This is a genomic window from Agromyces sp. NPDC004153 (genome assembly GCF_053603635.1).
In genome coordinates this window covers 2,105,379-2,131,453 of the sequence record NZ_JBSGFY010000001.1, presented here as the reverse complement: position 1 = coordinate 2,131,453, position 26,075 = coordinate 2,105,379, and the positions used below count along the sequence as shown (strand labels likewise).

Annotated in this window: 33 protein-coding genes and 1 pseudogene; 19 read left to right on the top strand and 15 right to left on the bottom strand. The window is 72.4% G+C overall.

Features of this window, described 5'->3' with window-relative positions:
• The first annotated feature begins 123 nt into the window (after positions 1-123).
• Genes kynA through ACWEOH_RS10015 form a run of 3 tightly spaced genes read left to right on the top strand, consistent with a single transcriptional unit; the run spans position 124 to position 3,282 of the window.
• Entirely contained in the window at positions 124-1,002 is an 879-nt protein-coding gene (gene kynA / locus ACWEOH_RS10025) for a tryptophan 2,3-dioxygenase (RefSeq protein WP_452030518.1), read from the top strand.
• A gap of 4 nt (positions 1,003-1,006) precedes the next feature.
• A complete protein-coding gene (locus tag ACWEOH_RS10020; protein ID WP_452030516.1) occupies positions 1,007-2,026 on the top strand; it encodes an amidohydrolase family protein in 1,020 nt (339 codons plus the stop codon).
• Between the two features lie 32 nt (positions 2,027-2,058).
• Complete coding sequence (locus ACWEOH_RS10015) at positions 2,059-3,282, top strand: kynureninase (protein ID WP_452031902.1); 1,224 nt, start codon at positions 2,059-2,061, stop codon at positions 3,280-3,282.
• Here ACWEOH_RS10015 and ACWEOH_RS10010 read toward each other — a convergent pair.
• Positions 3,257-3,697, bottom strand: coding sequence for a DUF1304 family protein (locus ACWEOH_RS10010; RefSeq protein ID WP_452030515.1), 441 nt, complete (start codon positions 3,695-3,697; stop codon positions 3,257-3,259). The genes ACWEOH_RS10015 and ACWEOH_RS10010 overlap by 26 nt on opposite strands.
• 182 nt (positions 3,698-3,879) lie before the next feature.
• Between ACWEOH_RS10010 and ACWEOH_RS10005 the strand changes: the two genes are divergently transcribed.
• Entirely contained in the window at positions 3,880-4,308 is a 429-nt protein-coding gene (locus ACWEOH_RS10005) for a hypothetical protein (protein ID WP_452030513.1), read from the top strand.
• A gap of 48 nt (positions 4,309-4,356) precedes the next feature.
• Here the strand turns inward: ACWEOH_RS10005 and ACWEOH_RS10000 are convergent, their stop codons facing one another.
• Positions 4,357-4,821 carry a DUF2867 domain-containing protein gene (locus ACWEOH_RS10000; RefSeq protein WP_452030511.1) on the bottom strand — a complete coding sequence of 155 codons (465 nt, stop codon included), beginning with the start codon at positions 4,819-4,821 and terminating at the stop codon, positions 4,357-4,359.
• A 49-nt stretch (positions 4,822-4,870) separates the two neighbouring features.
• On the opposite strand from ACWEOH_RS10000, the gene ACWEOH_RS09995 reads away from it, so the two are divergent.
• The 6 genes and pseudogenes from ACWEOH_RS09995 (at position 4,871) to purQ (ending at position 9,960) form a co-directional block, all read left to right on the top strand.
• Positions 4,871-5,479, top strand: a complete 609-nt coding sequence (locus ACWEOH_RS09995) for a TetR/AcrR family transcriptional regulator (protein ID WP_452030509.1) — start codon at positions 4,871-4,873, stop codon at positions 5,477-5,479.
• Between the two features lie 107 nt (positions 5,480-5,586).
• Positions 5,587-6,339 carry a hypothetical protein gene (locus tag ACWEOH_RS09990; RefSeq protein ID WP_452030507.1) on the top strand — a complete coding sequence of 251 codons (753 nt, stop codon included), beginning with the start codon at positions 5,587-5,589 and terminating at the stop codon, positions 6,337-6,339.
• Positions 6,340-6,400: 61 nt separating this feature from the next.
• On the top strand, positions 6,401-8,206 hold the full coding sequence (locus ACWEOH_RS09985) for a sensor histidine kinase (protein WP_452030505.1): 1,806 nt from the start codon (positions 6,401-6,403) through the stop codon (positions 8,204-8,206).
• On the top strand, positions 8,203-8,832 hold the full coding sequence (locus ACWEOH_RS09980) for a response regulator (RefSeq protein WP_452030503.1): 630 nt from the start codon (positions 8,203-8,205) through the stop codon (positions 8,830-8,832). The genes ACWEOH_RS09985 and ACWEOH_RS09980 overlap by 4 nt, the downstream gene beginning before the upstream one ends.
• Positions 8,833-8,914: 82 nt before the next feature.
• Positions 8,915-9,148 (top strand): annotated as a pseudogene (gene purS / locus ACWEOH_RS09975) (phosphoribosylformylglycinamidine synthase subunit PurS); the annotation flags it as partial.
• A gap of 113 nt (positions 9,149-9,261) precedes the next feature.
• A complete protein-coding gene (purQ, locus tag ACWEOH_RS09970) occupies positions 9,262-9,960 on the top strand; it encodes a phosphoribosylformylglycinamidine synthase subunit PurQ (RefSeq protein ID WP_452030501.1) in 699 nt (232 codons plus the stop codon).
• 66 nt (positions 9,961-10,026) lie between these two features.
• On the opposite strand, the gene ACWEOH_RS09965 is transcribed toward purQ, so the two are convergent.
• A complete protein-coding gene (locus ACWEOH_RS09965; protein WP_452030499.1) occupies positions 10,027-11,178 on the bottom strand; it encodes a M14 family zinc carboxypeptidase in 1,152 nt (383 codons plus the stop codon).
• A 317-nt stretch (positions 11,179-11,495) separates the two neighbouring features.
• Between ACWEOH_RS09965 and ACWEOH_RS09960 the strand changes: the two genes are divergently transcribed.
• On the top strand, positions 11,496-11,789 hold the full coding sequence (locus ACWEOH_RS09960) for a hypothetical protein (RefSeq protein WP_452030497.1): 294 nt from the start codon (positions 11,496-11,498) through the stop codon (positions 11,787-11,789).
• Positions 11,790-11,919: 130 nt separating this feature from the next.
• Positions 11,920-12,462: a tetratricopeptide repeat protein gene (locus tag ACWEOH_RS09955; RefSeq protein ID WP_452030496.1), complete on the top strand. Its 543-nt coding sequence runs from the start codon at positions 11,920-11,922 to the stop codon at positions 12,460-12,462.
• 10 nt (positions 12,463-12,472) lie between these two features.
• Here the strand turns inward: ACWEOH_RS09955 and ACWEOH_RS09950 are convergent, their stop codons facing one another.
• Together ACWEOH_RS09950 and ACWEOH_RS09945 are read right to left on the bottom strand one after the other, a co-directional pair.
• The gene (locus tag ACWEOH_RS09950) at positions 12,473-12,838 is read right to left on the bottom strand and encodes a DUF1801 domain-containing protein (RefSeq protein ID WP_452030494.1); all 366 of its coding nucleotides are present in this window, start codon (positions 12,836-12,838) and stop codon (positions 12,473-12,475) included.
• Positions 12,839-12,879: 41 nt separating this feature from the next.
• Complete coding sequence (locus ACWEOH_RS09945; RefSeq protein ID WP_452030493.1) at positions 12,880-13,443, bottom strand: hypothetical protein; 564 nt, start codon at positions 13,441-13,443, stop codon at positions 12,880-12,882.
• A 117-nt stretch (positions 13,444-13,560) separates the two neighbouring features.
• Here ACWEOH_RS09945 and ACWEOH_RS09940 point away from each other — a divergent pair, with 117 nt between their 5' ends.
• From ACWEOH_RS09940 to ACWEOH_RS09915, 6 genes are all read left to right on the top strand, one after another.
• Complete coding sequence (locus ACWEOH_RS09940) at positions 13,561-14,022, top strand: DUF3817 domain-containing protein (RefSeq protein WP_452030491.1); 462 nt, start codon at positions 13,561-13,563, stop codon at positions 14,020-14,022.
• A gap of 39 nt (positions 14,023-14,061) precedes the next feature.
• Positions 14,062-14,877, top strand: a complete 816-nt coding sequence (locus ACWEOH_RS09935; protein ID WP_452030490.1) for a shikimate 5-dehydrogenase — start codon at positions 14,062-14,064, stop codon at positions 14,875-14,877.
• Positions 14,878-15,006: 129 nt separating this feature from the next.
• Positions 15,007-17,340 carry a phosphoribosylformylglycinamidine synthase subunit PurL gene (gene purL / locus ACWEOH_RS09930; RefSeq protein WP_452030489.1) on the top strand — a complete coding sequence of 778 codons (2,334 nt, stop codon included), beginning with the start codon at positions 15,007-15,009 and terminating at the stop codon, positions 17,338-17,340.
• Positions 17,341-17,374: 34 nt separating this feature from the next.
• On the top strand, positions 17,375-17,866 hold the full coding sequence (locus ACWEOH_RS09925) for an NUDIX hydrolase (RefSeq protein WP_452030487.1): 492 nt from the start codon (positions 17,375-17,377) through the stop codon (positions 17,864-17,866).
• Position 17,867: 1 nt separating this feature from the next.
• Complete coding sequence (locus ACWEOH_RS09920) at positions 17,868-18,128, top strand: hypothetical protein (RefSeq protein ID WP_452030485.1); 261 nt, start codon at positions 17,868-17,870, stop codon at positions 18,126-18,128.
• Positions 18,125-18,556, top strand: coding sequence for a DUF2809 domain-containing protein (locus ACWEOH_RS09915; protein ID WP_452030483.1), 432 nt, complete (start codon positions 18,125-18,127; stop codon positions 18,554-18,556). The genes ACWEOH_RS09920 and ACWEOH_RS09915 overlap by 4 nt, the downstream gene beginning before the upstream one ends.
• A gap of 22 nt (positions 18,557-18,578) precedes the next feature.
• Here the strand turns inward: ACWEOH_RS09915 and ACWEOH_RS09910 are convergent, their stop codons facing one another.
• Complete coding sequence (locus ACWEOH_RS09910) at positions 18,579-19,460, bottom strand: hypothetical protein (RefSeq protein ID WP_452030481.1); 882 nt, start codon at positions 19,458-19,460, stop codon at positions 18,579-18,581.
• Positions 19,461-19,501: 41 nt separating this feature from the next.
• On the opposite strand from ACWEOH_RS09910, the gene ACWEOH_RS09905 reads away from it, so the two are divergent.
• On the top strand, positions 19,502-19,849 hold the full coding sequence (locus ACWEOH_RS09905; protein WP_452030480.1) for a GntR family transcriptional regulator: 348 nt from the start codon (positions 19,502-19,504) through the stop codon (positions 19,847-19,849).
• 43 nt (positions 19,850-19,892) lie between these two features.
• Here ACWEOH_RS09905 and ACWEOH_RS09900 read toward each other — a convergent pair whose 3' ends face one another.
• The 9 genes from ACWEOH_RS09900 to ACWEOH_RS09860 form a co-directional block, all read right to left on the bottom strand.
• Entirely contained in the window at positions 19,893-20,447 is a 555-nt protein-coding gene (locus ACWEOH_RS09900) for a hypothetical protein (protein WP_452030478.1), read from the bottom strand.
• Positions 20,444-20,863, bottom strand: a complete 420-nt coding sequence (locus ACWEOH_RS09895) for a pilus assembly protein CpaE (protein ID WP_452030476.1) — start codon at positions 20,861-20,863, stop codon at positions 20,444-20,446. The genes ACWEOH_RS09900 and ACWEOH_RS09895 overlap by 4 nt, the downstream gene beginning before the upstream one ends.
• 72 nt (positions 20,864-20,935) lie before the next feature.
• Positions 20,936-22,093, bottom strand: coding sequence for an alcohol dehydrogenase catalytic domain-containing protein (locus tag ACWEOH_RS09890; RefSeq protein WP_452030474.1), 1,158 nt, complete (start codon positions 22,091-22,093; stop codon positions 20,936-20,938).
• 11 nt (positions 22,094-22,104) lie between these two features.
• Positions 22,105-22,263, bottom strand: a complete 159-nt coding sequence (locus ACWEOH_RS09885) for a hypothetical protein (RefSeq protein ID WP_452030472.1) — start codon at positions 22,261-22,263, stop codon at positions 22,105-22,107.
• Between the two features lie 208 nt (positions 22,264-22,471).
• The gene (locus tag ACWEOH_RS09880) at positions 22,472-22,666 is read right to left on the bottom strand and encodes a hypothetical protein (RefSeq protein ID WP_452030470.1); all 195 of its coding nucleotides are present in this window, start codon (positions 22,664-22,666) and stop codon (positions 22,472-22,474) included.
• On the bottom strand, positions 22,663-23,595 hold the full coding sequence (locus ACWEOH_RS09875; RefSeq protein WP_452030468.1) for an SDR family NAD(P)-dependent oxidoreductase: 933 nt from the start codon (positions 23,593-23,595) through the stop codon (positions 22,663-22,665). The genes ACWEOH_RS09880 and ACWEOH_RS09875 overlap by 4 nt, the downstream gene beginning before the upstream one ends.
• Positions 23,592-23,924, bottom strand: a complete 333-nt coding sequence (locus ACWEOH_RS09870) for a chorismate mutase (RefSeq protein ID WP_148733307.1) — start codon at positions 23,922-23,924, stop codon at positions 23,592-23,594. Before ACWEOH_RS09870 ends, ACWEOH_RS09875 begins: the two co-directional genes overlap by 4 nt.
• A 30-nt stretch (positions 23,925-23,954) precedes the next feature.
• Positions 23,955-25,274 (bottom strand): FtsX-like permease family protein, encoded by a 1,320-nt coding sequence (locus ACWEOH_RS09865; RefSeq protein WP_452030465.1) that lies wholly within the window; start codon positions 25,272-25,274, stop codon positions 23,955-23,957.
• Complete coding sequence (locus ACWEOH_RS09860; RefSeq protein ID WP_452030463.1) at positions 25,271-25,963, bottom strand: ABC transporter ATP-binding protein; 693 nt, start codon at positions 25,961-25,963, stop codon at positions 25,271-25,273. Before ACWEOH_RS09860 ends, ACWEOH_RS09865 begins: the two co-directional genes overlap by 4 nt.
• Positions 25,964-26,075 lie beyond the last annotated feature (112 nt).

The window sequence follows — 26,075 nt, the reverse complement described above, 5'->3', positions numbered from 1 at the left end:
GCGTTGGCGGACGGCCCTCTTGGGGGAGAGGGATGCGGCGCGGCGGGTAGCAGGCCGGTCTGACCGGGTGGGGGCGCCCGCCGCGCCCGATCCGCGCGAGGCGCCGCGGGCTAGGCTGATCACGTGCCCGAAGCCCCCGAACCCGAGCAGCCCGTCGCGGCCAACACGCGCCGCATCGAGGCATCCGTCGTCACCGACTTCAGCGATCGCATGAGCTACGGCGGGTATCTCGACCTGTCGACGCTGCTCGCCGCGCAGCGCCCGATCTCGCGGCCCGAGCACCACGACGAGCTGCTGTTCATCATCCAGCACCAGACCACGGAGCTGTGGCTGAAGCTCGTGCTGCACGAGCTCGAGACGGCATGCGAGCTGCTCCGCGCCGACGAGCTCGCGCCGGCCCTCAAGTGCATCGCGCGCGTCAAGCACATCCAGAAGACGCTCACCGAGCAGTGGTCGGTGCTCGCGACGCTCACGCCCACCGAGTACGCGCAGTTCCGCGGCGTGCTCGGCAACGCGAGCGGCTTCCAGTCCTACCAGTACCGCGCCGTCGAGTTCGTGCTCGGCAACAAGAACGCGAAGATGATGCAGGTCTTCGAGTCGGATGCCGCGGCGACCGCGATCCTCCGCCGGGCCCTCGAATCGCCCAGCCTCTACGACGAGTTCCTGCGGCTGCTCGCACGGGCGGGCTACCCGATCCCCGCCGACGTGCTCGAGCGCGACGTCACCCTCGCCTGGACGTTCCGGGCCGACCTCGTGCCGGTGTTCGCCGAGATCTACGCGAATCCCGACCAGCACTGGGCCGCGTACGAGACGTGCGAGGAGCTCGTCGACCTCGAGGACAACTTCCAGCTCTGGCGCTTCCGCCACCTGAAGACCGTCGAGCGCATCATCGGCTCGAAGACCGGCACGGGCGGGTCGAGCGGCGCACCGTTCCTGCGGCGCGCGCTCGAGCTCACGTTCTTCCCCGAGCTCTACGCGGTACGCACCGAGATCCCGGGATGAGCCGATGACCGACGCCCCCGCGGACCCGTTCGTCGCCCCCGTGATCGCACTCGACCTCGGTCCGCTCGCGGTGCCCGTGCGCCGCTCGCTCAACGGCGACCACCCCGGCGAGACGGGCACCATGCTGCCGCCCCTCGTCGACCACCACGTGCACCTCATGCTCGTGGGCGCCGACGCGCTCGCCGACACCGCCATCGCCGGCATCCTCGACCTGGGGGCGCCGCTCGACCTCGTGGCGGCCCGCGTCCACCGCGACGGCCTGCCGCGCGCGGACTTCGCCGGCGCGTTCCTCACCGCACCGGGCGGATACCCGATCGGTCGTCCGTGGGCGGCGCCCGGGTGCGCACGCGAGGTGGAGCCCGTGCGCGGCGACGGCCGGTCGGCCCTGCCGAGCGCCGCCGAGACGGCGGTGAGCGAGCAGCAGGCGTTCGGGGCATCCGTCATCAAGGTCGCGCTCAACGCCGACGTCGGGCCCGTGTTCGACGCGTCGACGCTGGACGCGATCGTGCGGGCGGCGCACGAGCGGGGCATGCCCGTGGTCGCCCACGTCGAGGGCGACGGGATGACGCGACTCGCGGTCGAGGCCGGCGTCGACGCGCTGGCCCACACCCCGTTCACCGAGCACGTCGACGACGCCCTCGTCGCCCGGGCCGTCGCGATCGGCCAACGCTGGATCTCGACGCTCTTCGTCACCGGCTACGGCACGGTCACCCCCGAGTCCGAGCGTGCCGCCGACAACCTGCGGCGCTTCCTCGACGCCGGCGGACGCGTGCTCTACGGCACCGACCTCGGGAACGGCGACCAGCCGCTCGGCGTGAACCCCGACGAGCTCAGCCTGCTGGTCGGCGCGGGCCTCGACGCGCCGGCACTGCTCGCCGCGATCGCCGATCCGTGGCCGCGCCCGGCGCGAGCGGAGGGCATCGCGACGTTCGTGCCCGGCCCTGTGCCCGACATCCTCGACGACGTGCCCGCGTGGCTCGCGACCGCGTGCGTCGTGCCCACGGAAGACCTGGAGGCCCTGTGACCCTCGACCCGCACCTCGCGTACGCCCGGCGCATGGACCGCGCCGACGGGCTGGCGCACTACCGCAAGCGCTTCGTCGGCGCCGAGAGCGACCTCGTCTACTTCGACGGCAACTCGCTCGGACGGCCCCCGGTCGCGGCGATCGAGCGCATGGACCGGTTCCTGCGGGAGGACTGGGGCGGGCGGCTCATCCGCGGGTGGGACGAGGCCTGGATGCAGCTGCCGTTCGAGATCGGCGACCGCATCGGCCGCGCCGTGATCGAGGCGAAGGCCGGGCAGACCGTGATCGGCGACTCCACGACCGTGCTGCTCTACAAGCTCGCGCGCGCCGCCGTCGACGCGCAGCTCGCCCGCGATCCCGGCCGCCGCGAGATCGTGGTCGACAGCGACAACTTCCCCACCGACCGCTACGTGCTCGACGGCATCGCGCGCGAGCGCGGCCTGCGCTTGCGCTGGATCGAGGTCGACACCTCATCGGGCGTGACGCCCGAGCACCTCGCCGAGGCTGTCGGCCCCGACACCGCGCTCGTCGTGCTCTCGCACGTCGCGTACCGGTCGGCCTACCTCGCCGACGCCCATGAGCTCACGCGCATCGCGCACGACGCCGGCGCCCTCGTGCTGTGGGACCTCTGCCACTCGGCCGGGTCGGTGCCCGTGCGCGCCGACCATTGGGGGTTCGACCTCGCGGTCGGCTGCACGTACAAGTACCTCAACGGCGGACCCGGATCCCCCGCGTTCGCGTACGTGCGCGACGACCTGCAGGACGTGCTCGCCCAGCCCATCCAGGGGTGGATGGGCACCGCCGACGTGTTCGCGATGGGCCCCGAGTACCGGCCGGCGCGCGGCATCCGTCGCTTCATCAGCGGCACGCCGCCCATCGTGGGCATGCTCGCGATGGAGGAGACGCTCGCGATGATCGAGGAGGCGGGCATCGGGGCGATCCGCACGAAGTCCGTCGCGCTCACCTCCTACGCGATGACGGTCGCCGACGAGTGGCTGGCGCCGCTCGGCGTGCAGCTCGCGTCCCCGGTCGACTCCGAGGAGCGCGGCGGGCACGTGACGCTGGAGCATCCGGCCATGCGCGAGGTCACGGCGCGGCTGTGGCAGCAGGACGTGATCCCCGACTACCGCGACCCCGGCGGCCTGCGACTCGGCCTCTCGCCGCTCTCGACGAGCTTCGAGGAGGTGCACCGCGGCCTCGCGGCCACGCGCGACCAACTGCGGGCCGTGCTCACCGAGCGGGCCGGGCTGGCGTAGCCACGGGCTCGTCGGGTGCTTCGGCGGTGCTCCGACGGTCGGGGAGCACGATCGCGAGGATCACGGCGAGCGCGAGGCCGAACTCGAACACCGCCGAGAGCCAGAGCTCGGGCGCGGTGACCACGAGCGAGACGCCGAGCACCACGTGCATGCCGCTGATCGTGAGGATGATCGCGCGGCCCGCGGCGACCTGCGCCCGGTGCACGAGCACGAGGCCGACGACGATCGCCAGGCCCATGAGCATGTTGTAGACGCCGACGTTGCGCGTCCACAGGGCCACGGCGTCGTACTCGTCTGGTTCGATGAGGAAGATCGGGTAGAGCTCGGGGCTGCGGAAGAAGAACGACTCGAGCAGGCCGACCGTGATGAGCGTCAGCGCCTCGAGGGCGGCGAATACCTGTGCGACGCGATTCATGGGCGCATCCTCGTCGGGTGCCGCAGCCTCCGCATCGGGGCCTTCCCCACCTTCCGACCGCGGATGCCCCGACCCCGACTAGCAGCCCGGTCGGCGCGTTGGCAAGCCCTCCGGTCCCTGCAGGCGGCTCCCGAAGAGCGCGCGTAGCATGACCGGATCGCAACGACGAGGAGGGTGGAACCATGACCGACACGGACCGCAAGATCGCCGACGCGACCCAGGCCGCACGCGAAGCCGCGTACAAGGTGACGGATGCCGCCGGCGATGCCGGAGAAGAACTGCTCGACGAGGCGGGCGACGCCGTCCGCGACGCGAGCGCGGCCGCCCGCAGCGCCGCCGACGAGCTCTTCGACGGCGGGACCGACGCGAAGGAGCACGTCGCCGCGGTCGTCGGCGACGTGATCGACGACGTGAAGGCCGCGGCATCCGATGCCGCCGAGGCCGTCACCGCGCAGGCCAAGGAGGCGTACGCGAACGCGAAGACCGCCGCCGACGACGGCGTGACCTACGTGCAGGCGCGCTACCGCGAGAACCCGGTGGCCGTGATCGCCGCAGGCGCTGCGATCGCCGTGGGCGTCGTGCTCGTGCTGCGGGGGATCTTCAAGCGCTGAACCCGACGTGGGAGGCCCGGTCGGGCGCGCGTCGCCGACCGGGCCTCCTCACGCGGTCACGCCCGAGAGTCGCCGCCGCGAGCGCGCGATCATCGCCTGCACGAGGTGCGGGTGCACGACCCGCACCGGCAGGAACCACGCCTGGCCGAGCCGGCCCTTGAGGCGCACGGCCGTGACGACGCGCACGATGCCGTGCCGCTCGTCGACGCCCACGCCCACCCGCACGTCGAGCAGCCGCTGGTCGACGGCGATCAGCACCTCGTCGCCCGACACGCACCGCACGGCGAAGCGGTCGTGCGGCGCCTTCGGCACGCCCACGAGCGGACCGAGCACTTGGCGGAGGCGCACGAGCAGTACGAGCCACATCGGCAGCGAGCGCAGCGAGAACAGGCTGCGCGCCCACGCCGCCGGATCGGCCGTGGCGTGCGCGGGCAGCACGCCGACCGCGACGTCGGCGTAGTCGGGATCGGCGATCTCGTCGAACGCCATCGACCAGAAGACGGGTGTGGACATCGTTCCTCCATACGGGGGCGTATGGGAGACTATACGGTACCGTACAGTCATGGCAAGCTTCTCGGCCGACGACTGGGTGGACGCGGCATACCGGCGCTTCAACGACGGCGGCCTATCGGCCGTGCGGGTCGAGGCCGTCGCGCGCGACCTCGGCGCGACCAAGGGCTCGTTCTACTGGCACTTCGCCGATCGGGCCGCTCTCGTGAACGCCGTCATGGAGCGGTGGGAGCGCAGCGAGACCGACTTCGTCATCGACCTCGTCGAGCGCGCGGGCACGCCCGAGGAGCGGCTCGCCGCACTGTACGACGTCATCGTCGACCGCATGGGCGAGCGCGGCGGCGAGCGAACGCTCTACCTCGACGCCGTACCCGAGTCGGTCGACGCCGCCGTCGCGCGGGTGACCGAGCGCCGCGTCGGGTACGTCGCCGCGCTGCTCCACGACGCCGGGGTCGACGAGGATGAGGCGCGCCGCCGCGGTGCTGCCGTCGTCGCGGCGGTCATCGGCTTCCAGCAGCTCGCCGCCGGCGGATGGAAGGCGGGGCCGAAGGTCGACACGCACGAGCTCACCGCGTCGATCCTCGGCATGAGCCTCAGCGGCATCCGGGGCCGGCATGCAGCGCGCCATGCGGATTACGGCGAGCAGACCCGGGGGCTGTGATCGCCGTGGCGCTCGACCCGGGACCCGCGATCACTGGCGTCCCGGGATCACGGCGCGCGAACCTGACGGCACGGCGCCGGAGCGGCGCTCGAACCACAGGAGCCGACATGTCCACCTCATCCGCCTCCGCGTCCGCCTCCGGCTTCGAGTCCGGCTCCGGACCCGAGAGCACAGCCCGTGCCGCCCGCCGGCCGGAGCGGCGCCTCTACCGCACCGCCGGCCTCGGCGGCCTCATCGCCGTCGGCGCCTGGCTCGGCCAGCCCGTGGTGGTCGCTGTGGCCTCCGCCGCCGCGGGCGACGAGTTCGCGACCATGGCACTCCTCCAGGAGCGGCCGTACTCCGGAGCGATCGAGGCGGTGATCTTCCTCGGCATGGCCGTCGGCCTGTTCGCGTTCGTCCGTGCGTCATCGCGGCTCGTCCGACGTCGGACCGGCCCCGACGAGCCCACCTGGGCGAGGGTGGGCGAAGCGTTCGGGCATGTGGGTGCCGCTGCATGGATCGCGGTCGCGAGCGCAAGCCTCGTTCCGTACACGTCCGTCGGGCTCGGACTCGCGGAGACATTGCCCGACGCGACCCCGCAGATGGCGGTCCTGTACGCCAACGCGTTCCTCATCACCGCCTTCGGGCTGACCGGAGCGATCGGCCTCGGCGGCTACGCGGTGTTCCTGGCGACCACCGGGCGCCGCGCGGGGGTCATCGGCTGGCCGGTGGCCCTGATCGGATTCGCGGCGGCCGCCGCACTCGCCGTGCCCTTCCTCGTTCCGTTCTCGGTGCCGTGGGGATTCATCGGCGTCCTGTGCTTCGTGCTCGTCGCCGGCGTCTCGTTCCTCCTCCGGAGCCGGCGGCCGGCGGTCGAGTGACCCGAGCCGGCGGATCACCCTGCCTCTGGCAGGCCGATCGCCGCGGTGGCAGGATCGGGTCATGACGGGCGGGCAGGCCGCGCTCCTCGCTTCACAGGCCGTCGTCGCGACGGTCGGCCTGCTGGGTGCCGCCCTCGTGGTCGTGGCAGTCGTCCCGTCGCGAGGTGGGCCCTCGCTCGGTCGAGCATGGGTGCCCGCGACCGCAGTCGTCGCGATCCTCCTGAGTTCGGCCGTGGCCGCCGCGATCCCGGCCGCCACGATCGCCTCGGCCGTCTGGTTCGGCGCCTTCCCGCTCCTCGCGGCGACCTACCCCGACGGGCGATTCGTCCCGCGGTGGTTCATCGCGCCGGTCGTCGTGCTCATCGCGTGCATGGCCGCCGTGTTCGCGACCGGCGGCGCGATCACCGACGAGCCGTGGTGGATCCTCGTCGGATCGTCCGGCCTGCTCCTCGTCCTCGGGCAGGTCTACCGATATCGGTACCGGTCCGACACGCGGCAGCGCGAGAGCCTCCGGTGGGCGCTCCTGGGCATCCTCACGAGCGCCGAGCTCTTCGTCCTCGTCTTCGTCCTGGAAGGCGGCCCGATCGGCGAGCGGGGTCCCGGGTTCGAGGCCGCCGCGAACCTGGCCATCGTGCCGGCGCTCCTGGGCTTCGTCATCGGCCTCGTACGGCCGAGGCTCTGGAACGTCGATCCGCTGCTGCGCGCCCTGCTCGTGTTCACGTTGACCGCGCCGGTGCTCGCGGCCGCGTACTGGGCCGGCAGGTCGGTCGGCGCACCCGGAAGCGAGGCGGCCGGATGGATCGGGGCTGCCGTGGTCGCCGTCGTGGCCGTGCCCGTGATCCGGGCCGCCTCGTGGGTCGCCGAACGGGTGGTGTACCGCGGTCGCGTCGACCCCGCCGCCGCGGTCGACGCCCTCGGACGGGCCGTCGCCGACGAGCCCGAAGCGGTGCGGGTGCCCGAGGCGATCCTCCGCAGCGTGGTCGACAGCCTGTTCCTCGACGGTGCGGCCCTCCGCGGCACCGAGGTCGACGCGCAGGTCGGCGTGATCGAGGGCCGGACGGAGGAGTTCCCGGTCGTGCACCTCGGCGAAGAACTGGCACGCCTGCTGATCCCCCCACGACCAGGCGAGTCGGAGCTGACCGCGCGCGACCGGGAGGTCGCGAGGGCGCTGGCCCTCCACGCCGGACCCGCCCTGCACGGGGTGCGAGCGCTCGCCCGGCTCACCGAGTCGCACGCGATGCTCGTCGCGGCTCGCGAGGAGGAGCGTCGCCGGCTGCGCCGCGACCTGCACGACGACCTGTCCCCCAGCCTGGCCGGGCTCGCGCTGAGTGCCGCCGCCCTCGCGCGACGCCTCGCAGCGACCGGCGGCGACCCGCAGCTGGTCGCGATCGCCGACGAGCTCCACCGCGACATCCGCTCGGTGATCGTGCGAGCCCGCGAGATCTCGCACGACCTGCGGCCGGCCGTGCTCGATGAACAGGGCCTCGTGGCCGCCATCCGGTCGCGCGTGACCGCCCCGCGTCCCGACGACATCGAGATCCGCCTCGAGGCCGACGACGAACGGATGCCGCTCCCCGCCGCCGTCGACGTGGCGGCACTGCGCATCGTGCAGGAGGCGGTCTCGAACGTCCGGCGGCACGCGGCCGCCACGACCTGCACGGTCTCGCTCCACCGCGAAGCGGATCACCTCGACGTCACCGTGCGCGACGACGGGATCGGGATGCCCGAGCGCGTGCTCGACGGGCTGGGCATCTCGTCGATCCGCGAGCGTGCGCGCGAGCTCGGCGGGACCGCCGAGATCGGACGTGACCCCGACGGCGGGAGCCGTGTGCACGTTCGCCTCCCGCTCGAGTTGGGGTCGACGTGACCACGCTCGTGGTCGTCGACGACCATCCGCTGTTCCGGAAGGGGCTCGTCGCACTGCTCGAGGCGAGCGGCTTCGACGTGGTGGCCGAGGCGGCCAGTGCCGCCGAGGCGGTGGAGGTCGTGATGTCCCGTCGTCCCGACGCGGTGCTCATCGACCTCGGGCTGCCGGATCGGAGCGGGCTCGCGGCGACCGAGCAGCTCTCCGCCGCGCTGCCCGAGACGCGGTTCGTGGTCATCACGATGTACGACGACGCCGACACGGTCCGGCGCGCACTCGAAGCCGGCGCCACGGCCTACGTCACGAAGGACGCCTCCCCCGACCACGTCGTGGCGGCCGTGCAGGCGGTGCTCATGGGAGCGCAGTGGCTCGACAGCGGCGTGCCACGGCCGCTCCTCGATTCCGGCACCGCGACACGAGCCGCCGTCGAGAGCCTGCCCGGGCTGACGCCGAGGGAACGTTCGATCGCCGAGCTGATCGGCAAGGGGCTGCCGAACGAGGCCATCGCCGAGCGGCTCGGCGTTTCACGGAAGACGGTCGCGAACTACGTGTCGAACGTGCTGCTCAAGCTGGGGGCGGAGGACCGACCCGACGCGATCCGCATCGTCCGACGCGCGACCGATCGTTGAGGAACGACCCCGGGATCGGGGAACGCGTCGCCACCGATAGAATCGAGGCATCCACACCCTCGACACCGGACGGAGAACCGCGGTGCCCACCATCGTCGTCGACGTGATGCCCAAGGCCGAGCTGCTCGATCCGCAGGGGAAGGCCGTGGCCGGCGCCCTCGCCCGAACGGGCCGCACCGGGTTCACCGGAGTGCGCATCGGCAAGCGCTTCGAGCTGACCGTCGACGGACCCGTCGACGATGCGCTCAAGGCGCAGGTCCAGCAGATCGCCGAGGAGATCCTCTCGAACTCGGTCATCGAGGACGTCGTCGGCATCCACTACGAGCAGTCGAACGTCGAGCTCGCCGAGGAGGCCGCACACGCGGCAGCCGAGCACGCCGACACCGGCTACGTGGCGCCCGCGGGCGAGACCCACTGAGGTCGGCCGTCATGCGCATCGGCGTCATCACCTTCCCCGGCTCGCTCGACGACCGCGACGCCCAGCGGGCCGTGCGGCTCGCCGGCGCCGAGCCCGTCGCCCTCTGGCACGGCTCGCACGACCTCGAGGGCGTCGACGCGCTCATCCTGCCAGGCGGCTTCAGCTACGGCGACTACCTCCGCTGCGGCGCGATCGCCTCGCTCAGCCCGATCATGACCGAGGTCGTGGATGCCGCGAACCGGGGCCTGCCCGTGCTCGGCATCTGCAACGGCTTCCAGATGCTCACCGAGGCGCACCTGCTCGAGGGTGGGCTGATCCGCAACGACCACGGCTCGTTCATCTGCCGCGACCAGGTGCTGCGCGTCGAGAACTCGGCGACCGACTGGACGAGCGGCTTCGAGGCCGGCCAGGAGATCACGATCCCGCTGAAGAACGGCGAGGGCGGCTTCATCGCCGACGACGAGACGCTCGACCGCCTCGAGGGCGAGGGTCGCGTGGTGTTCCGCTACGTCGACGTGAACCCCAACGGCTCGCTGCGCGACATCGCCGGCATCACGAACGTCCGCGGCAACGTCGTCGGCCTCATGCCGCACCCCGAGCACGCCGTCGAGCCGGGCTTCGGCCCCGACACCCCCGCCGCGATGCGGTCGGGCGTCGACGGGCTCGGGTTCTTCACCTCGGTGGTGCAGCGCGCGCTCGTCGAGGCGTAGCCTCCCCGAACACGTCGAACGGCGGCAGGTCCCATGCGGGTCCTGCCGCCGTTCGCGTTCAGCGCGTCAGAACGAGGCCGGGATGATGCCGTCGTCGGTCTGGTAGCCGGTCACCGGAGCGTGCGGGATCTCCTCCCAGCGCGCCGGGTCCTCCTGCTGCACCTCGCCGGTCGCCATGCCGGTCAGCAGTTCCTGCAGCGCCAGGACGTTCTGCTTGATCGACTTGCCGCGCGCCTTCTGGCCGAGGCTTCCGTCGGACGTGTTGCCGCTCGTCTCGAAGAAGATCGCCGGGTTGCTGTGTCCTTCGGGGTTGAGCCCGTCGTGGTCGAGTCCGAGCATCATGGCCGAGACGACCCCGCCCTTGATGTCGATCTCGAGGCTGCCGCCGACCTGGTAGCGGTCCATGTTGACGTACCCGGCCTTCGCGAGCTCGTCGTAGACGTGGACGTGCATCTGGCGGGTGAGCACGTCGTAGGCGCCGCCCTCGACGCCCGGGAGGGTCGGGCCGCCGGGTGCCAGCGAGATGCCGAGCGACAGGGTCACGTCATCGCCCGTGCCGTACTCGCGCTTGAGGCCCTGGTGGTGGATGTCGACCGCGAAGGACGGGTCGACCATCGTCCAGTACTCGTAGAAGGCCTCGGACTCGACTGCCTCGAACTTGCCGACGCCCCAGTCGCGGTTCAGGTCGATCCGCTTCTCCGAGCCGTCCTGCAGGATCGTGTGCCGGATGTTCAGCTCCGAGCCGTCGGGGTTGTACATCGGGATGACGTGGAACGTGTAGGTCTCCCGGAGGAGCGTCCAGTCGGGCGACCCGTTCGTCCCGAGCTCCTTCAGCACCGCGAGGAGCGACTCGGCGCCGTAGGGCTCGTTGCCGTGGATGCGGCCCTGCAGCCACACGGCCTCGGGGCCGTCGCCGACCGTCGCGACGTAGAGGTCGCGACCCTGCTCCGAGGTGGACATCGCGGTGCCCGCCTCGGCGAGCGTGAAGACGTCGAGGCCGAAGCGGGACGTGCGCTCGAGCTTGTCGAGCTCGGCGATCATGTCGGCGTAATCGAGGATGCCGGCGGTGCTGGTCTCGCCCTCGGTCGACGGGAAGTTCGCGTCGGCCACCGCCGGTGCGGTCGCCGCGAGCGGTGCCGCGATGGCGAAGGCAGCCCCGGCCGCGAGCGCGGCAGCGGTACGGCGGCGGCGGTTCGGTGATCTCGTGCTGATGGTCATCGGTGACTCCCCCTTCGGTACGGCATGCCGCGGTCGCGACACGAGCCCCTCGCATCGGGCCGGAATGGCCTTTCCCGAGGGCTTGCAGGGAGCCTACGGAGGGGCCTCTCCGCTTCTCAATGGACAGGTGTCCGCATTGTGGAACGATCCTGCGCCGTTCGTCCATGAGATGCCGAACGTTGCAAGTCCGACGACGGATGCCTCGCCGCGATCTGCATTCGTGGCCCCTCCATTGCCGGTTGATGGGCGACGCACAGCGACGGGCCGGATGCTTCGGGGAGACGCAGGGATCCGCCCCGCCTCGCCGGAGGAGCATCATGACCGCCACCGCACCCCAGTACCCGACCGCGTGGACACCCGACCGATCCACCGAAACCCCCCGGACCCCGTGGTATCGACGAGCCTGGGTGCTGGCCGTGTCGGCCGTGCTCATCGCCGCGCTCTCGTTCGCAAGCGGGTTCGTCGCAGGGAACGCCACGGCGTTCTTCAACCGGCTCGGCGGACCGGGCATGAGCGTGGACGGTCCGGGCTTCCCCGACGGCGTCCGCCCCGGCGACGGCCAGATCCCCCAGTTCCCGGGCGACGGCACGACGGACGGCACCGGGTCCTGATCGCGGCCTCGCGGCTCGGCGGAATCCCGGTCGTGTCGTGGAATCCCGATCGAACGGGATTCCGGCGCACCAACGGGATTCCTGCCGCGAAGTTCGGCGCGCGAGGTGGCGCGCGGGGCAGGATGAGGGGATGACTCCCGCCGATGCATCCGCCCCCGAGCCGCTCACGCCCGAGCTCGCCGACACGATCGCCGACATCTTCGGCCGGCGCGACCGCGAGCACATGCAGCCGACGATCGACGCGTTCCTGGCCCTGCTCGATGAGCACCCGAACCAGCCCGAGGTGCTCTACGAGGTCGGCGGCTCGTACGACACCGACGGCCAGGAGCAGACCGCGCTCGGCTACTACGAGGCCGCGATGGCCGCGGGCCTGTCGGGCGACACGCTGCGCAAGTGCCTCCTGCAGTACGGCAGCACCCTGCGGCTGCTCGGCCGCCACGAGGACTCGGTGGCCGCGCTCGACCGCGCGCTCGCAGGGTGGCCGGAGTCGCCGTCGGTGCGGGCGTTCCACGCGCTCGGGCTGCACGCGGCCGGCCGCAGCGACGGCGCCGTCGGCGAGCTGCTGGCGCTCGTCGCGGAGGAGATCCGCACGCCCGACGTGCTCCGCTACGAGGCGGCGTTGCGCGGCAACGCCGGGTACCTGATCGGGCGCGACCAGCAGCGGGGGCGCTGACCGTCGCGGGTCAGGCGCCGTCCCGCTGGGCGATCCAGGCCCGGATCAGCTCCTGCAGCGCATCCCGCTTCGCCGCGAGATCATCGGCGTCGAGGAAGCGCGCCACGCGGGACACGTCGCCCTCGCCCTCGAGGAGGCCGTCGGGATCGGGGAGCGAGGCTCCGCGATGGAACATCAGGCTCGCGTGCGTCTTCGTCTTCGGGTAGAACGACGCGATGTTGCCCTTGTAGGCGAACGTCGGCGCCTGCCACTTGACGACCTCGGTCACGCGGTCGTCGGCGTCGAGGATGGCCTCCCGCACGGCGAGCACGAGCTCGCGCTGCGGGTTGTCGTAGCGGTCGAACCAGGCGTCGACGTCGGGGTCGTGCTTCGCCATGAGGGTCTCCTTTCGTCGGGGTTCGCCGCGGCATCCGCTGCTCAGTGCACCAGCGAGCCGAGCCAGATCACGAGCAGGCCGAGGGTCGCGGTGACGAGCGCGCTCAGCACCCACCAGCCCCAGTGCCCGCCGCGGCGCCGCGCGGTGAACCAGCCGATGACCGCGAGCACGAGCGTGCCCGCCCACAGCGCGAGGTAGTACGCGACGTACTCGTCCATCCAGTTCAGCGTCGCGAGGAGCAGGAAGACCGTCGGCAGCACCATCGCGAGCAGCATGCCCGACGAGTGCGCGGCCGAGGAGCGCGCTGCCGCGAGGACCGCCCGGAGCCGCGGCTCGCCCGTGTCCTCGCGCGACACCGTGCCCGCGTAGACGTGCGCGAGCCAGAACACGACGACGGCGCCCCACGTGAACATGAGCACCTCGAGGTCGGTCTGCTCGCGCCAGGCGATCGCGATCAGCGAGCCCACGAGCACGACGCCGTAGATCGAGGACTCGCTGCGGTACGCCCGCAGCACGAGTGAGGCATCGCGCACGACGCCGCGCGGGTCGCGTCGAGCCTTCGCGCGCGGGCCGTCCGCCTGGGACTCGTCGTCGATCCCGGCCATCGCACCTCCCGCTGTCGCGAGCACATCGTACTGCCGGCGGGCCGGTTCCATCCTTCGACGGATGCCACGCCCAGCGGGCCTTGGCAGCATGGGAGGACCCCGACCCCTGGAGCACGTGTGTCACCGAAGCGCCTCTTCCGCGCCCTCGCCCTCGCCGAGGCCGTCACCTGGACGATCCTCATCGTCGCCATGATCCTGAAGTACGCCGCCGGCGTCGACGCCGCGGTGCTCGTCGGCGGCTCGATCCACGGGTTCGCCTTCCTCGCCTACGCGTTCGCCGCCGTGCTCGTCGGCGTCAACCAGCGCTGGCACCTCGGCCTCATCGCCTTCGCCGTGCTGACGGCGATCGTGCCCTACGCCACGATCCCGTTCGAGGTGTGGCTCGTGCGCCGGGGCCGCCTCGAGGGCGGGTGGCGTCGCGAGGCGGGCGACCACCCCGCAGACGGCCACTGGGTGAACCGGATGCTGCGCTGGTTCCTCGCCCGCCCGGTGCTGCTCACCGTGGTCGCGGTCGTCGGCATCGCCGTCGTGTTCTCCGCGCTGCTGGTCATCGGCCCGCCCGGAGGCCGCGAGGCGTAGGCGTCGCCGCCCGCGCGCGAGGGCGCGAGAATGGACCGCATGCCCATCCTCAACAAGGACATGTCGGTGTGCATCTCGCTCGCCGGCCGTCCGTCGAACCTCGGCACGCGGTTCCACAACTTCCTCTACGACGAGCTCGGCCTGAACTTCATCTACAAGGCGTTCACGACCGACGACATCGAGGGGGCCGTCCGCGGCATCCGCGCGCTCGGCATCCGCGGATGCTCCGTGTCGATGCCGTTCAAGGAGGCGGTCATCCCGCTCGTCGACGTCGTCGAGCCCTCGGCCGCGGCGATCGAGTCGGTGAACACCATCGTGAACGACGACGGCGTGCTCTCGGCGTCGAACACCGACTACGAGGCGATCGCGCAGCTCATCGCCGAGCACCGGCTCGACCCCGCGCATCGCGTGCTCGTGCGCGGCTCGGGCGGCATGGCCAAGGCCGTGGTGGCGGCGTTCCGCGGCGCGGGCTTCACGGACCTCAGCATCGTGGCGCGCAACGCCGACGCGGGCGGCGCGCTGGCCGAGAAGTACCGCTACCACTGGGTGGGGGACGACCCCCAGCCCGACTTCGACGTCATCGTGAACGTCACCCCGCTCGGCATGCACGGGGCGGATGCCGCGGCGCTCGCGTTCGCGCCCGAGTTCATCCAGCGCGCGAACACGGTCTTCGACGTGGTGGCGTTCCCCGCCGAGACCCCGCTCATCCTCGCCGCGCGAGCCGCCGGGAAGCCCGTGATCACGGGCGCCGAGGTCATCGCGCTGCAGGCCGCGCGGCAGTTCGAGCGCTACACGGGCGTGCCGCTCACGCGCGAGCAGGTCGAGCGCGCGTCCGCGTTCTCCCGCGCGGAGTGAGCGCGCGCGGCGTGTCCGGGAGCGGCGAGGAGCCGCCGGACTGCTCACCTGAGCAGCCCGGGTAGACTCGGAGGGTCCGGCATCCGCCCGCGGCATCCGCTCGCCGCTGTTCCCTGGAGCTCGCCACTCGTGACCACCGAAACCGCCGCCACGACCGCTGCCCCGACGACTCCGGCACTCGACACCGTCGAGGTCGCCGCCGTCTCGCCCGAGAAGGAGCAGCCATACGCGGCGCTCGGCCTGAAGCCCGACGAGTACGAGCGCATCCGCAACATCCTCGGCCGCCGCCCCACGAGCGCCGAGCTCGCGATGTACTCGGTCATGTGGAGCGAGCACTGCTCCTACAAGTCGTCGAAGATCTACCTGCGCCAGTTCGGCAAGAAGGTCACGCCCGAGATGAAGCAGCACCTCATGGTGGGCATGGGCGAGAACGCGGGCGTGCTCGACATCGGCGAGGGCTGGGCCGTCACCTTCAAGATCGAGTCGCACAACCACCCGTCGTACATCGAGCCGTTCCAGGGGGCCGCGACCGGCGTCGGCGGCATCGTGCGCGACATCATCTCGATGGGCGCGCGCCCCGTCGCCGTCATGGACGCGCTGCGCTTCGGCGCCATCGACCACCCCGACACGGCACGCGTGGTGCACGGCGTCGTCGCGGGCATCAGCTTCTACGGCAACTGCCTCGGCCTGCCGAACATCGGCGGCGAGACCTGGTTCGACCCGACCTACCAGGCGAACCCGCTCGTGAACGCGCTCGCGGTCGGCGTGCTCCGCCATGAAGACCTGCACCTCGCCAACGCGAAGGGGGCCGGCAACAAGGTCGTGCTCTTCGGAGCCCGCACGGGCGGCGACGGCATCGGCGGCGCGTCGATCCTCGCGTCCGACACGTTCGCCGAGGGCGGCCCCACCAAGCGCCCTGCGGTGCAGGTCGGCGACCCGTTCGCCGAGAAGGTGCTCATCGAGTGCTGCCTTGAACTGTTCCAGCAGGACCTGGTCGAGGGCATCCAGGACCTCGGCGCCGCCGGCATCTCGTGCGCCACGTCGGAACTCGCGAGCAACGGCGACGGCGGCATGTCGATCGTGCTCGACGAGGTGCTGCTGCGCGATCCCACGCTCACGCCCGAGGAGATCCTCATGTCCGAGAGCCAGGAGCGCATGATGGCCATCGTGCGCCCCGAGAAGCTCGAGGGCTTCCTGAAGGTCGTCGAGAAGTGGGACGTCGAGACGAGCGTGCTCGGCGAGGTCACCGAGACCGGCCGCCTCTCGATCACGTGGCGCGGCGAGGAGATCGTCAACGTCGACCCGCGCACCGTCGCGGTCGACGGCCCGGTGTACGAGCGCCCGGTCGCCTACCCGTCGTACCTCGACGCGCTGCAGGCCGACGGGGCATCCGACCTCGAGCGACCCCAGTCGGGCGACGCCCTGCGCGAGCAGTTCATGGCGCTCGTCGGGTCGGCCAACCAGGCGGATGCCGCGTGGGTCACGAACCAGTACGACTCCTACGTGCTCGGCAACACGGCGCTCGGCGCACCCGACGACGCCGGAATGGTGCGCGTCGACGAGGAGTCGGGCCTCGGGGTCTCGGTCGCCACCGATGCGAACGGCCGCTACTCGCAGCTCGACCCGCGCCAGGGTGCGAAGCTCGCGCTCGCCGAGGCGTACCGCAACGTCGCGGTCACCGGCGCGAAGCCCATGGGCGTCAGCGACTGCCTCAACTTCGGCTCCCCCGAGAACCCAGAGGTCATGTGGCAGTTCTCCGAGACCGTCGAGGGCCTCAGCGACGGATGCCTCGAGCTCGGCATCCCCGTCACCGGCGGCAACGTGTCGTTCTACAACCAGACCGGCGACGTGCCGATCCACCCGACGCCCGTGATCGCCGTGCTCGGCGTGATCGACGACGTCGCGCGTCGCATCCCGTCGGGCTGGCAGGACGACGGCCACAACATCTACCTGCTCGGCGACACGTCGGCCGAGCTCGACGGCTCCGCCTGGGCCGGCGTCGTGCACGACCACCTCGGCGGTCGCCCGCCGGCCGTCGACCTGGGCCGCGAGAAGGCCCTGGCCGAGCTGCTCAACGCGGCCGCGCTCGAAGGCCTGATCGACTCGGCGCACGACCTCAGCGACGGCGGCCTCGCGGTCGCGCTCGCCGAGGCGGTCGGCCGCTTCGGCGTCGGCGCCCGCGTCGTGCTCGACGAAGTGCTGCAGGACGCGGGCATCGACGCCGCCGCCGCGCTGTTCTCGGAGTCGACCGGTCGCGTGATCGTCTCGGTCCCCCGTGAAGACGACGTGCGCTTCCGCGGGCTGTGCGAGGGCCGGGGCTACCCGGTGCGCCGCATCGGCGTGACGGATGCCGCGTCGGGCGCCCTCGAGGTGCAGGGCCTGTTCACCGTGCCGGTCGAGGAGCTGCGCCGGGTCAACCGCGCCCCGCTCGCCGACGCGTTCGGCCCGGTCGTCGGGTACTGACGCGGCGGCACGGGCGGGACGCGCGGATCCGGCGATGAGCGACGAGCGGCAGCACTACACGGCGGGCTACGCGGCGGAGCACGGCCGGTTCACCGTCATCCCGGCGGCGTACGTGTTCCTGCTCGACGGGGGCCGCGTGCTGCTGCAGCTGCGTGCGGGCACCGGGTACTACGACGGCTGGTGGGGCGCCTCGGCGGCCGGCCACGTCGAGGCGGGTGAGTCGGTGTTCGACGGGCTCATCCGCGAGGCATCCGAGGAGATCGGCGTCGCCATCGCGCCCGACGCGCTCACGCCGCTCACCACCATGCATCGCACCGGATCCTCGGCCGCGATCGACCAGCGCGTCGACTTCTTCTTCGCCTGCCGGGCGTGGACCGGCGAGCCGCGCCTGCTCGAGCCGAAGGCCGACGAGGTGCGCTGGTTCGACCTCGACGACCTGCCCGAGACCGTCGTGCACCACGAGCGCTTCGTGCTCGACGGCATGATGGCCGGGCGGCTCCCTGCGATCACGGCGTACGGGTTCTGAGGTGCTGGTCACGGTCGCGGTCTTCTGGGTGACAACGGTGTTCGTCGTCCTGTTCGTGCTCGCGCTCATCATCGGCATGACGATCCGCGCGGTGCTCGCTCCGCGAGGCCAGCGCCTGCGCGCCGCGTTCGGGCCGATCATGGGCGCCGGCGAGACGTACCAGGAGCTGCACACGGGCCAGAAGGGCCTGCAGGACTCGGTCATCGAGTCGATCCAGGAGTCGGAGGTGCGCCCGTCGCGCACCGACGGTGACGACCGGTGAGCCGTCCCACAGCGACGGCACTCGCGGTCGCATCGCCGCGCGCGGTGCGGGTGCGCGCCCTCGTCGGCGCTGTCGCCTGCCTCGGGCTCGGCATCGGGCTGCAGCTGCTCGATCGCTCCGTCGCGATCGACCTGCTCGGCAGCGTGCTCTACGTGCTGCTCGCGGGCCTCCTGGTGCTGCTGGTGCGTCCGTCGCTCCGTGCGGTGCCCGTCGCCGCGATCGCGCTCGCGTTCGCGACGCTGGTCGAGCTCCTGCAGCTCACCGCGATCCACGCCACGGTCGTCGAGGCGGTTCCGATGGCCGGACTGGTGCTCGGCAACGCGTTCGACCCGATGGACCTCCTGGCGTACCTCGTCGGGGCCGTGCTGGTGGTGCCGCTGGTGGGGCTGATCCGCCGGCCGGGGAACGCGGCGGTCGCGCGCGACTAGGGCATGTCTGAGGATTGCCAGGTCATCCACCCCAGCGCACGACGCTGCCGTCCGGCAGCACCGGCTCGACGGTGAACGTCAGCCGCTTGAAGACGAAGACGCTCTCGCGGGATGTCTCCGGGGTACTGAACTTCGCGATCGTGGCCAGATCCTGAGCGTTCAGGACGAAGCACTCGATCTCGGTGCCCCAGTCGGCGGAGACCTCCAATTGTTCGAAGACCGCGAACGGAACCTTCCGCTGCGTCCCCGCCACGACATCGCGGACCGCGTCCGGCAATCGATCGACGACGCTCGTCGCCGGTATCCACCCAGCGTCTGCGCAGACGGCGAATTCGGTCGGGATGTACTCGCGGCCGCTCTGATCGGCCCACGCGACGCGACGATCGAAGGAGGAATCGTCGGGGAATGTTGAAGCGTCGGGTTGAACGTCGAACGAGGTGTCGAAGTAGATGTCGTGGGCGGTCACGCGACCTGTTCGGATGAGGTCGAGCCCAGCCGGTGTGAGCCACCATTCGCGGAGCACGTCACCCCGGCCCGGCCGGAGCACCCGCCCGTCGCTGAAGATCATCACCAAGTTGCCGTACGCGGGCAACGGCGCGGCCCAGGAAGCTTCGAGGCCGACGTATTCGGTCTCTGCCGTATCGGCGGCGGCCGGAATCTCGGCGCCTGCAGGCGACGAGGACCTTTCGCTCGACGAGGTCCCCGCCCCGCCGGCGACGAGTGCGGCCGTGGCCGCGCCGGCTACCACGGCCGAGGCCACGGTCGTGGTGATCGCGACACGTCGTCGGCGCAGCTTCGCGTGCTGCTTCGCTTCTTCGATGAGGGCTTCGCCGCCCCGGTCCGGCTCGACGGTGGACTCGGCATCGCGGGAGTCGGGCTGACGCGGCGGTGCGATGACCGCCATGATCCGTCCCTTCCGCGGATAATGCTAGCATCATTAGCACCATGGTGCACCTCGAAGTCGACAAGGACGACCCCGTCGACCTGCACGAGCAGGTGGCCGGCGAGATCCGCCGCGCGATCGCCGACGGCGAGGCCAACCCCGGCGACCGCCTGCCGCCCGCGAAGGACCTCGCTGCGGTCCTCGGCGTGAACGCCAACACGGTGCTGCGTGCACTGCGCACCCTGCGCGATGAGGGCCTGCTGGAGTTCCGCAGGGGCCGCGGTATCTCGGTGGCCGCCTCACCCGAGCGAGGCGAAGTCGTGCGCCGATCCCGCGAACTCGTCGACTACGCACGACGACACGGCTACCGCTTGGACGAGCTCATCGAGATCATCCGCAGCGTCGGATGATCGACCGGGCGAGCCCCGAGCAAGATCGATTGCGAGACATGCCCTATGTCCCCTCGGGCGGGTGCACGAGCAGGTCGACCCGGTCGCGCAGGTAGGCGTCGAGCGGGGTCAGTGCGTCGGGCTGCGCCGGGCTCCAGCGCACGCGCACCTCGCCGTCGCGCAGCACGAGCGGGCCGGATGCCCCGGCCGAGCCGAGCTCGTCCAGGTCCACGGCGGGCGCGTCGAAGTCGACGGTCTCGCCCTCGGGGATCCCGCCCTTGACCGCGGCCGCCCGCCACGCACGCTGCTGCGCGACCGCCTCGGCGGTGATGCTCTTGCGAGCGGCGCGCTCCGCCCGCACCACGTGTCCGGTCGCATACACGCGACCGCTCTCGTCGAGGAGCAGCACGCCGAGTCGCCACACCGGCCCGATCGGGGTCATGCGGGCGGCGCGGGGCATCCCGAGCACGCGTCGTGCGGGAACGAGCTCCGCGAGCGTCTCGTGGCGGGCGTCCCCGTCGCGCAGGGCTGCGGCGGCCTCGATCAGCAGCTCGCGGGCGCGAGCGACGGCGGCCGCGGCGTCCGGTGCCTCGCCAGGGGGGCGCGCGGCATCCGTCATCGCGACCGGCCGATGAGCTCGAGCAGCGCCATGCCGTAGGCCTCGGCGACCTCGGGGTGCTCGAAGCGCCGCCGTTCGCCGCCGAGCTCCACGTCGACCGCGAACGTGTCGTCGAGCCGGGTGAGCGAGCGGAACGTGGCGCGCAGCAGCTCGCGCAGCTGGTCCTCGCGGGGCAGCCACACCGCGTCGACGAGCGCGACCGAATCGAGCGCCCATTCGGTGGTGCCGTTGAAGGCGAGGATGGTCCCCGTGGGGTAGCGGCGCGCCTCGATGGTCATCTCGCTCACCGTGAAGATGTCGGCCTCGATCTCGGGCTCGACATGCTCGGGCAGGTCGAGCTGGAACCGGTCGCCCGACTCGGGATGCCACACGAGCCCCGCGTCGCGCAGCTCGCGCGCCAGCTCCCTCGAGATCATCCCCCCATGCTGCCGTGATCCGGCCGCCGCGTCACGCCGGACACGTCCGGCGCCTCCGACGCGGTGCCCGACTCAGACGGGCCGCCGACCGGGCGCCACGCCCACGCGCACGAACTCGCCCGTCGCCGCCTCGGCGATCGCGTCGTCGACCTCGGCGAGCGGATGCGTCGCGCCCACGAGCTCGTCGAACGGCACGTTGCGCCACGACCGCTCGAGGAACGCGACCGCCCGGCGCAGCTGCGCGCCCGTGTAGTCGTGCACGGCCGAGATGGTCACGAGCCGCCGCGTGAGCGACGCGGGATCGAGGCAGACCTCGGAACCGGCCGGCACGTTGCCGACGAGCACGGCGACGCCACCGACGCCGAGCGCGCCGACCGCGGTGTGCACCGACTGCGGGATGCCGGTCGTCTCGACGGCGACGAGCACCTCGGGCACGTCACGCGCCTCGAGGGCCGCGAGCGCGGTCGCCAGCCGTTCCGGCGACGGCGGACGTGCGGCCGGGTCCGCCGTCAGGGCGCCGAACCCCCGTGCGAACGCCCGCCGCGCGGCATCGGGATCGGACACGATCACCTGGGCGCCCGCCTCGATCGCCATCGCCGCGGCGGTGAGGCCCACCAGTCCGGCGCCGGTCACGAGCACCCCGGTGCTCGCGAGGTCGACCCGGGCGGATGCCGCGTCGAGTGCCGCGACCGCCGTCGCCGTCGCGCACGAGGCCGGCGCGAGCACCCGGCTCGGCACCTCCTCGCTCACGCGCACGACCTCGGTGCCGGCGCGGAGCTGCACGTGCGTGGCGAATCCGCCCGAGAGCTCCCAGCCGCGATGCACGCGCTCGTGGCCGTACTTCGCGAGCGACCGGCACCGCTGCGGCAGGCCGCGCAGGCACCGGTCGCACTCGCCGCAGCTGACGGTGACCGACCACACGACGCGGTCGCCGAGCTCGAGCGGCACGCCGTCGGACCGCACGGCCCCCTCGCCGATCGCGACGACGCGACCGACCTGCTCGTGGCCGAGCACGAGGGGCGTGGTGACCGCCCGCTCGCCGCGCACCATGCGCACGTCGGACTCGCAGATCGTGGCGAGCTCGACCTCGACGAGCGCCTCGCCCGGCGAGAGACGCACGCCCGGCGCCGCGATGGCGTCGTGCGGACGGCCGGGCTCGTTCCAGACCATGGCGACGGGCGAGGGCTTCACGATGACGTCGAGGGCCCCGACGCGCTGCACGGTGTGCACTCCCGGCGCCCCTAGCGACGCGGAGTGGATCGGGCGGTGCCGGCGCGACGGCCGGTGCTCGCGTCGGCGCGCGACCCGAGGCCGAGCGCGTCGACGAGCAGGTCGACGTCGTGCTCGTCGACGTCGTCGATGACGTCGAACAGGTCCACGATGGTGCTGTGCCTGGACATGCAGGGCCCTCCTCACGACGACCCGCCATCGGGGCCGCTCCGCCACGCGGTGCGACCGCCCGCGATACCTTGCCTCGACGCTAGGGAGCGGTCGCCAACGGCACTCGAAGCGGGGGTTGCGCGCAGGTGAACGACGCGCGGCGGCGGTGGCGTCGGTGGAGCGCCGACGCGCGGTCGCGCCGTGCGGTCCCGGGCCGTCAGGAGGAGGTCAGCCGCGTGCCCGAGCCGGTCCCATCGCGGCGCCGAGGCCGATCACGACGATGCCCGCGAAGAGGAGGCCCCACCGGGCGGTGAGGAGCCCGATGAGCCCCAGCACGGCGCCGACCACCACGACGATGCGCGCGAGCACGAGCCGCGTCCGCGGCGAGAGCCGGCGACGGCGCTTCTGCGGCTCGAGCGTCATGGCGCCTCACCCGTCGGCACCGGGAACGCGCGGCCTGTCGCCTGCTCGGCGAACGCCCACACCCGGGCGCCGATCACCGGGTCGGATGACGCCCGGGTCGGCCGCTGCAGGGTCGGGACCCCGTGCGTCAGGTAGCGCGGACCCCAGAACTGGCCGCCCTCGACGTCCGCGGCGGTCAACGCGTGCAGCGGCACCTCGGCGCCGCGGTGCTTGCCCTGCGACCACGGCGACTGCAGCGCGTCGGCGAACCGCTTGCCCCGAGTCGGCTCGTTGACCCCGGGAACCGTCGGCGAACGGCCCGAGATCGAGTAGCCCGGATGCGCCACCACGCTCGCGACCGGCACGGACGCCGCCCGGAGCCGCCGGTCGAGCTCGAACCCCAGCGACTGCGACGCGATCTTCGACTGCGCGTAGGCGCGCCAGCTGTCGTACCCGCGCTCGAGCTGCAGGTCGTCGACGCGGAACGTCGAGAGCATCGTCGACAGCGACCCGAGCCACACGATCCGGGCGCCGGGAACGAGGTGCGGCAGCAGGCGTCCGAGCAGCGCGAAGTGGCCGAGCACGTTCGTCGCGAGCACGAGCTCGTTGCCGTCGACCGACTCCCGCCGCTGCTCCGGCGTGTGCACCATGCCCGCGTTGGCGACGATTCCGTCGAGCGGTGCCCCTTGGAGCAGCCGCTCGGCGCCGGCGTCGACCGACGCGAGCGACGACTGGTCGATGACGAGCGCCTCGACGGATGCCGCGGGCCGGGCGCCGAGGATCGCCGCTGTCGCGGCATCCAACCGCTCGCGGCTCCGCCCGCTGAGCACGACGTGCGCGCCCGCCGCCGCGAGTCGCGCCGCGGTGAAGAATCCGAGCCCGCGGTTCGCGCCCGTGACGAGGTAGCGGCGGCCCGCCTGGGGCGGAAGGGGGAGCGGGTACCGGGTCACAGGCCGTCGCCGGGGCCGCCGTTGCCGGCGAGCTCCTCGTGGTGCTGGATGACCTCGGCGACCACGAAGTTGAACCACTTCTCGGCGAACGCCGGGTCGAGGTGCGCGTCGACCGCGAGCGCCCGGAGGCGTGCGATCTGCCGCTTCTCGCGCTCGGGGTCGCTCGGCGGGAGCCCGTGCTCGGCCTTCAGCCGGCCGACCTGCTGGGTGAACTTGAACCGCTCGGCGAGCAGGTGGATGAGGGCCGCGTCGATGTTGTCGATGCTCGAGCGGATGCCGAGCAGCTCGCTCATCGCCGCATCCCGTTCGTCGATGGACCCGTCAGTCATGCTTCGACCCTACCCGCGGGTCGGCGTCCCTCACGCGGCGATGGCGGCCCGATCGAGCACCGGACGCGTCGCGAGGAGCCCGAGCCAGACGATGCCGATGCCGGCCGCGAGCACCGCCGCGATGACCAGCAGCGACGCGGGCGCGACGATGAGCGACACCCCGGTGAGCGGCAGCATCACGATCGCGGCCGTGACCGCGGAGCCGATCGCGGTGATGCGCAGCGGCGACATCACCGCACGGCGGCGCGCGGCATCCATGGTGGCCGTCGCCATGCCGAGCATGCCGAGGCTGCGGTAGAGGTCGCCGCGGTCGAGGATGCCGACCGCCTGGTTCACGCCCACCGAGCACGCGACCATGAGGAACGAGCCCACCACGGTGATGAGGATGCCGGTGCGGATGTCCGCGAGCAGCAGGGCCGCGTCCGCGTCGGCCGACGTGCCCATGACCTCGAGCACCGCGACGCCCGTGCCGGCGAACACGGCCATGAAGCTGGTCATCGCGACGCCGCCCACCTGCCGCCACGCGGCCTTCGGCGACTCCAGCACCGAACGTGCCGCGATGAGCCGGGCGGGCGTCCTCGCACGCCGAGCCTGTCCCTTCGCCACCAGCCGGATGACCCACGGGCCGACGAGGTCGAGCACGGCGATCGAGCCGCCGAACGCGAGCGCGAGCATGCCGAGGATGACGAGCACCGACGGCGCCACCTGCAGCAGCGACATGAGGCCGAACGCGAGCGCGACCACGCCGAGTCCCACCACGAGGCGCAGCCAGTGCATGCGCGGCGCCTCCTGGCGGGTGCGCACGCCGAGCGGCGAGATGACGACCTGGCGCAACCCGAGCACGGCGCTCGCCGCGGCGAGCGCGCCGATCGCGAACGGCACCGCCACGAGCGCCCACCACGGCAGCAGCACCCCGGATGCCCCGAGCGGCTCGCCGCGGAAGTGGATGAGCCCGAGCAGCGGCACGCCGGCGAGGTACACGGCGACGCCGAGCACAGCGCCGACGAGGGCGAGCACGGCCGACTCCAGCACGGCGAGCGCGGACACCGTCGCCGGCGTCGCGCCGAGCAGCCGGAGCGTGGCGAGCCGGTCGTCGCGACGCCGGGCGCTGAGTCGCGCGGCCGCTCCCCCGAGCGACACCAGCGGCACCACGAGGAGCGCAAGGGCGATCACGGCGAGCGCCTGGTAGAGCACCCCGTCGTCGTCCTGCCAGGTCCAGAACGTCTGCGCGCCGCCGAGCAGCGTGAGCAGCAGCGCGGTCACGATGCCGAAGGCGGTGACGGGCAGCACGGATGCCGCGGCGCCCGCCGAGCCCGGACGAGCCAGCAGCAGCGCGATGCGGGCGATCACGCGGCCACCCGCTCGCCCACGATCCGGCCGTCGCGCATGTCGACGATCCGCGAGCAGCGGGCCGCCACCTCGGCGTCGTGCGTCACGAGCACGAGCGTGCGTCCCTGGCCGGTCGTCGAGTCGAGCAGCGCCGTCATCACGTCGGCCGAGGTGGCCGAATCGAGCGCGCCCGTGGGCTCGTCGGCGAACACCACGGCGGCGCCCGTCACCTGCGCCCGCGCGATCGCCACGCGCTGCGCCTGGCCGCCCGAGAGCTGGCCGATGCGACGGTCCTCCATGCCGGCGAGGCCGAGGGCGGCGAGCCAGCCGCGTGCGTACTCCTCGGCGCGGGCGCGCGGCATCCCGTTGAGCATGAGTGCGAGCGCGACGTTCTCGACCGCGGTGAGCTCCGGGATGAGGAGCCCCTGCTGGAAGACGAACCCGAACGCCTCCCGGCGCAGTCGGGAACGTTCGCGCTCGCCGAGCCCCGTGACCTCCACCCGTCCGGTGCCGGCGCGGAAGCCGACGGTCCCGGCATCCGGACGGGTGATCCCCGCGAGGCAGTGCAGCAGCGTCGTCTTGCCCGAACCCGATGCGCCCATGATGGCGAGCGACTCGCCCGTGCGCACCGACAGGTCGACGCCCGCGAGCGCGCGCGTCAACCCGAACGACCTGCTGAGGCCTGCTGCCTCGATCACGTAGGAACTCATGCCATCGAGCCTGCCGGCGCGTGCCGAACGGCGCGTCGGGCCGGAGGCTGATCTCGCGCGGCATCCGTCATCCTCGGGAATGACGTGGCGGCGCGGCATCCGAGCCCCCACC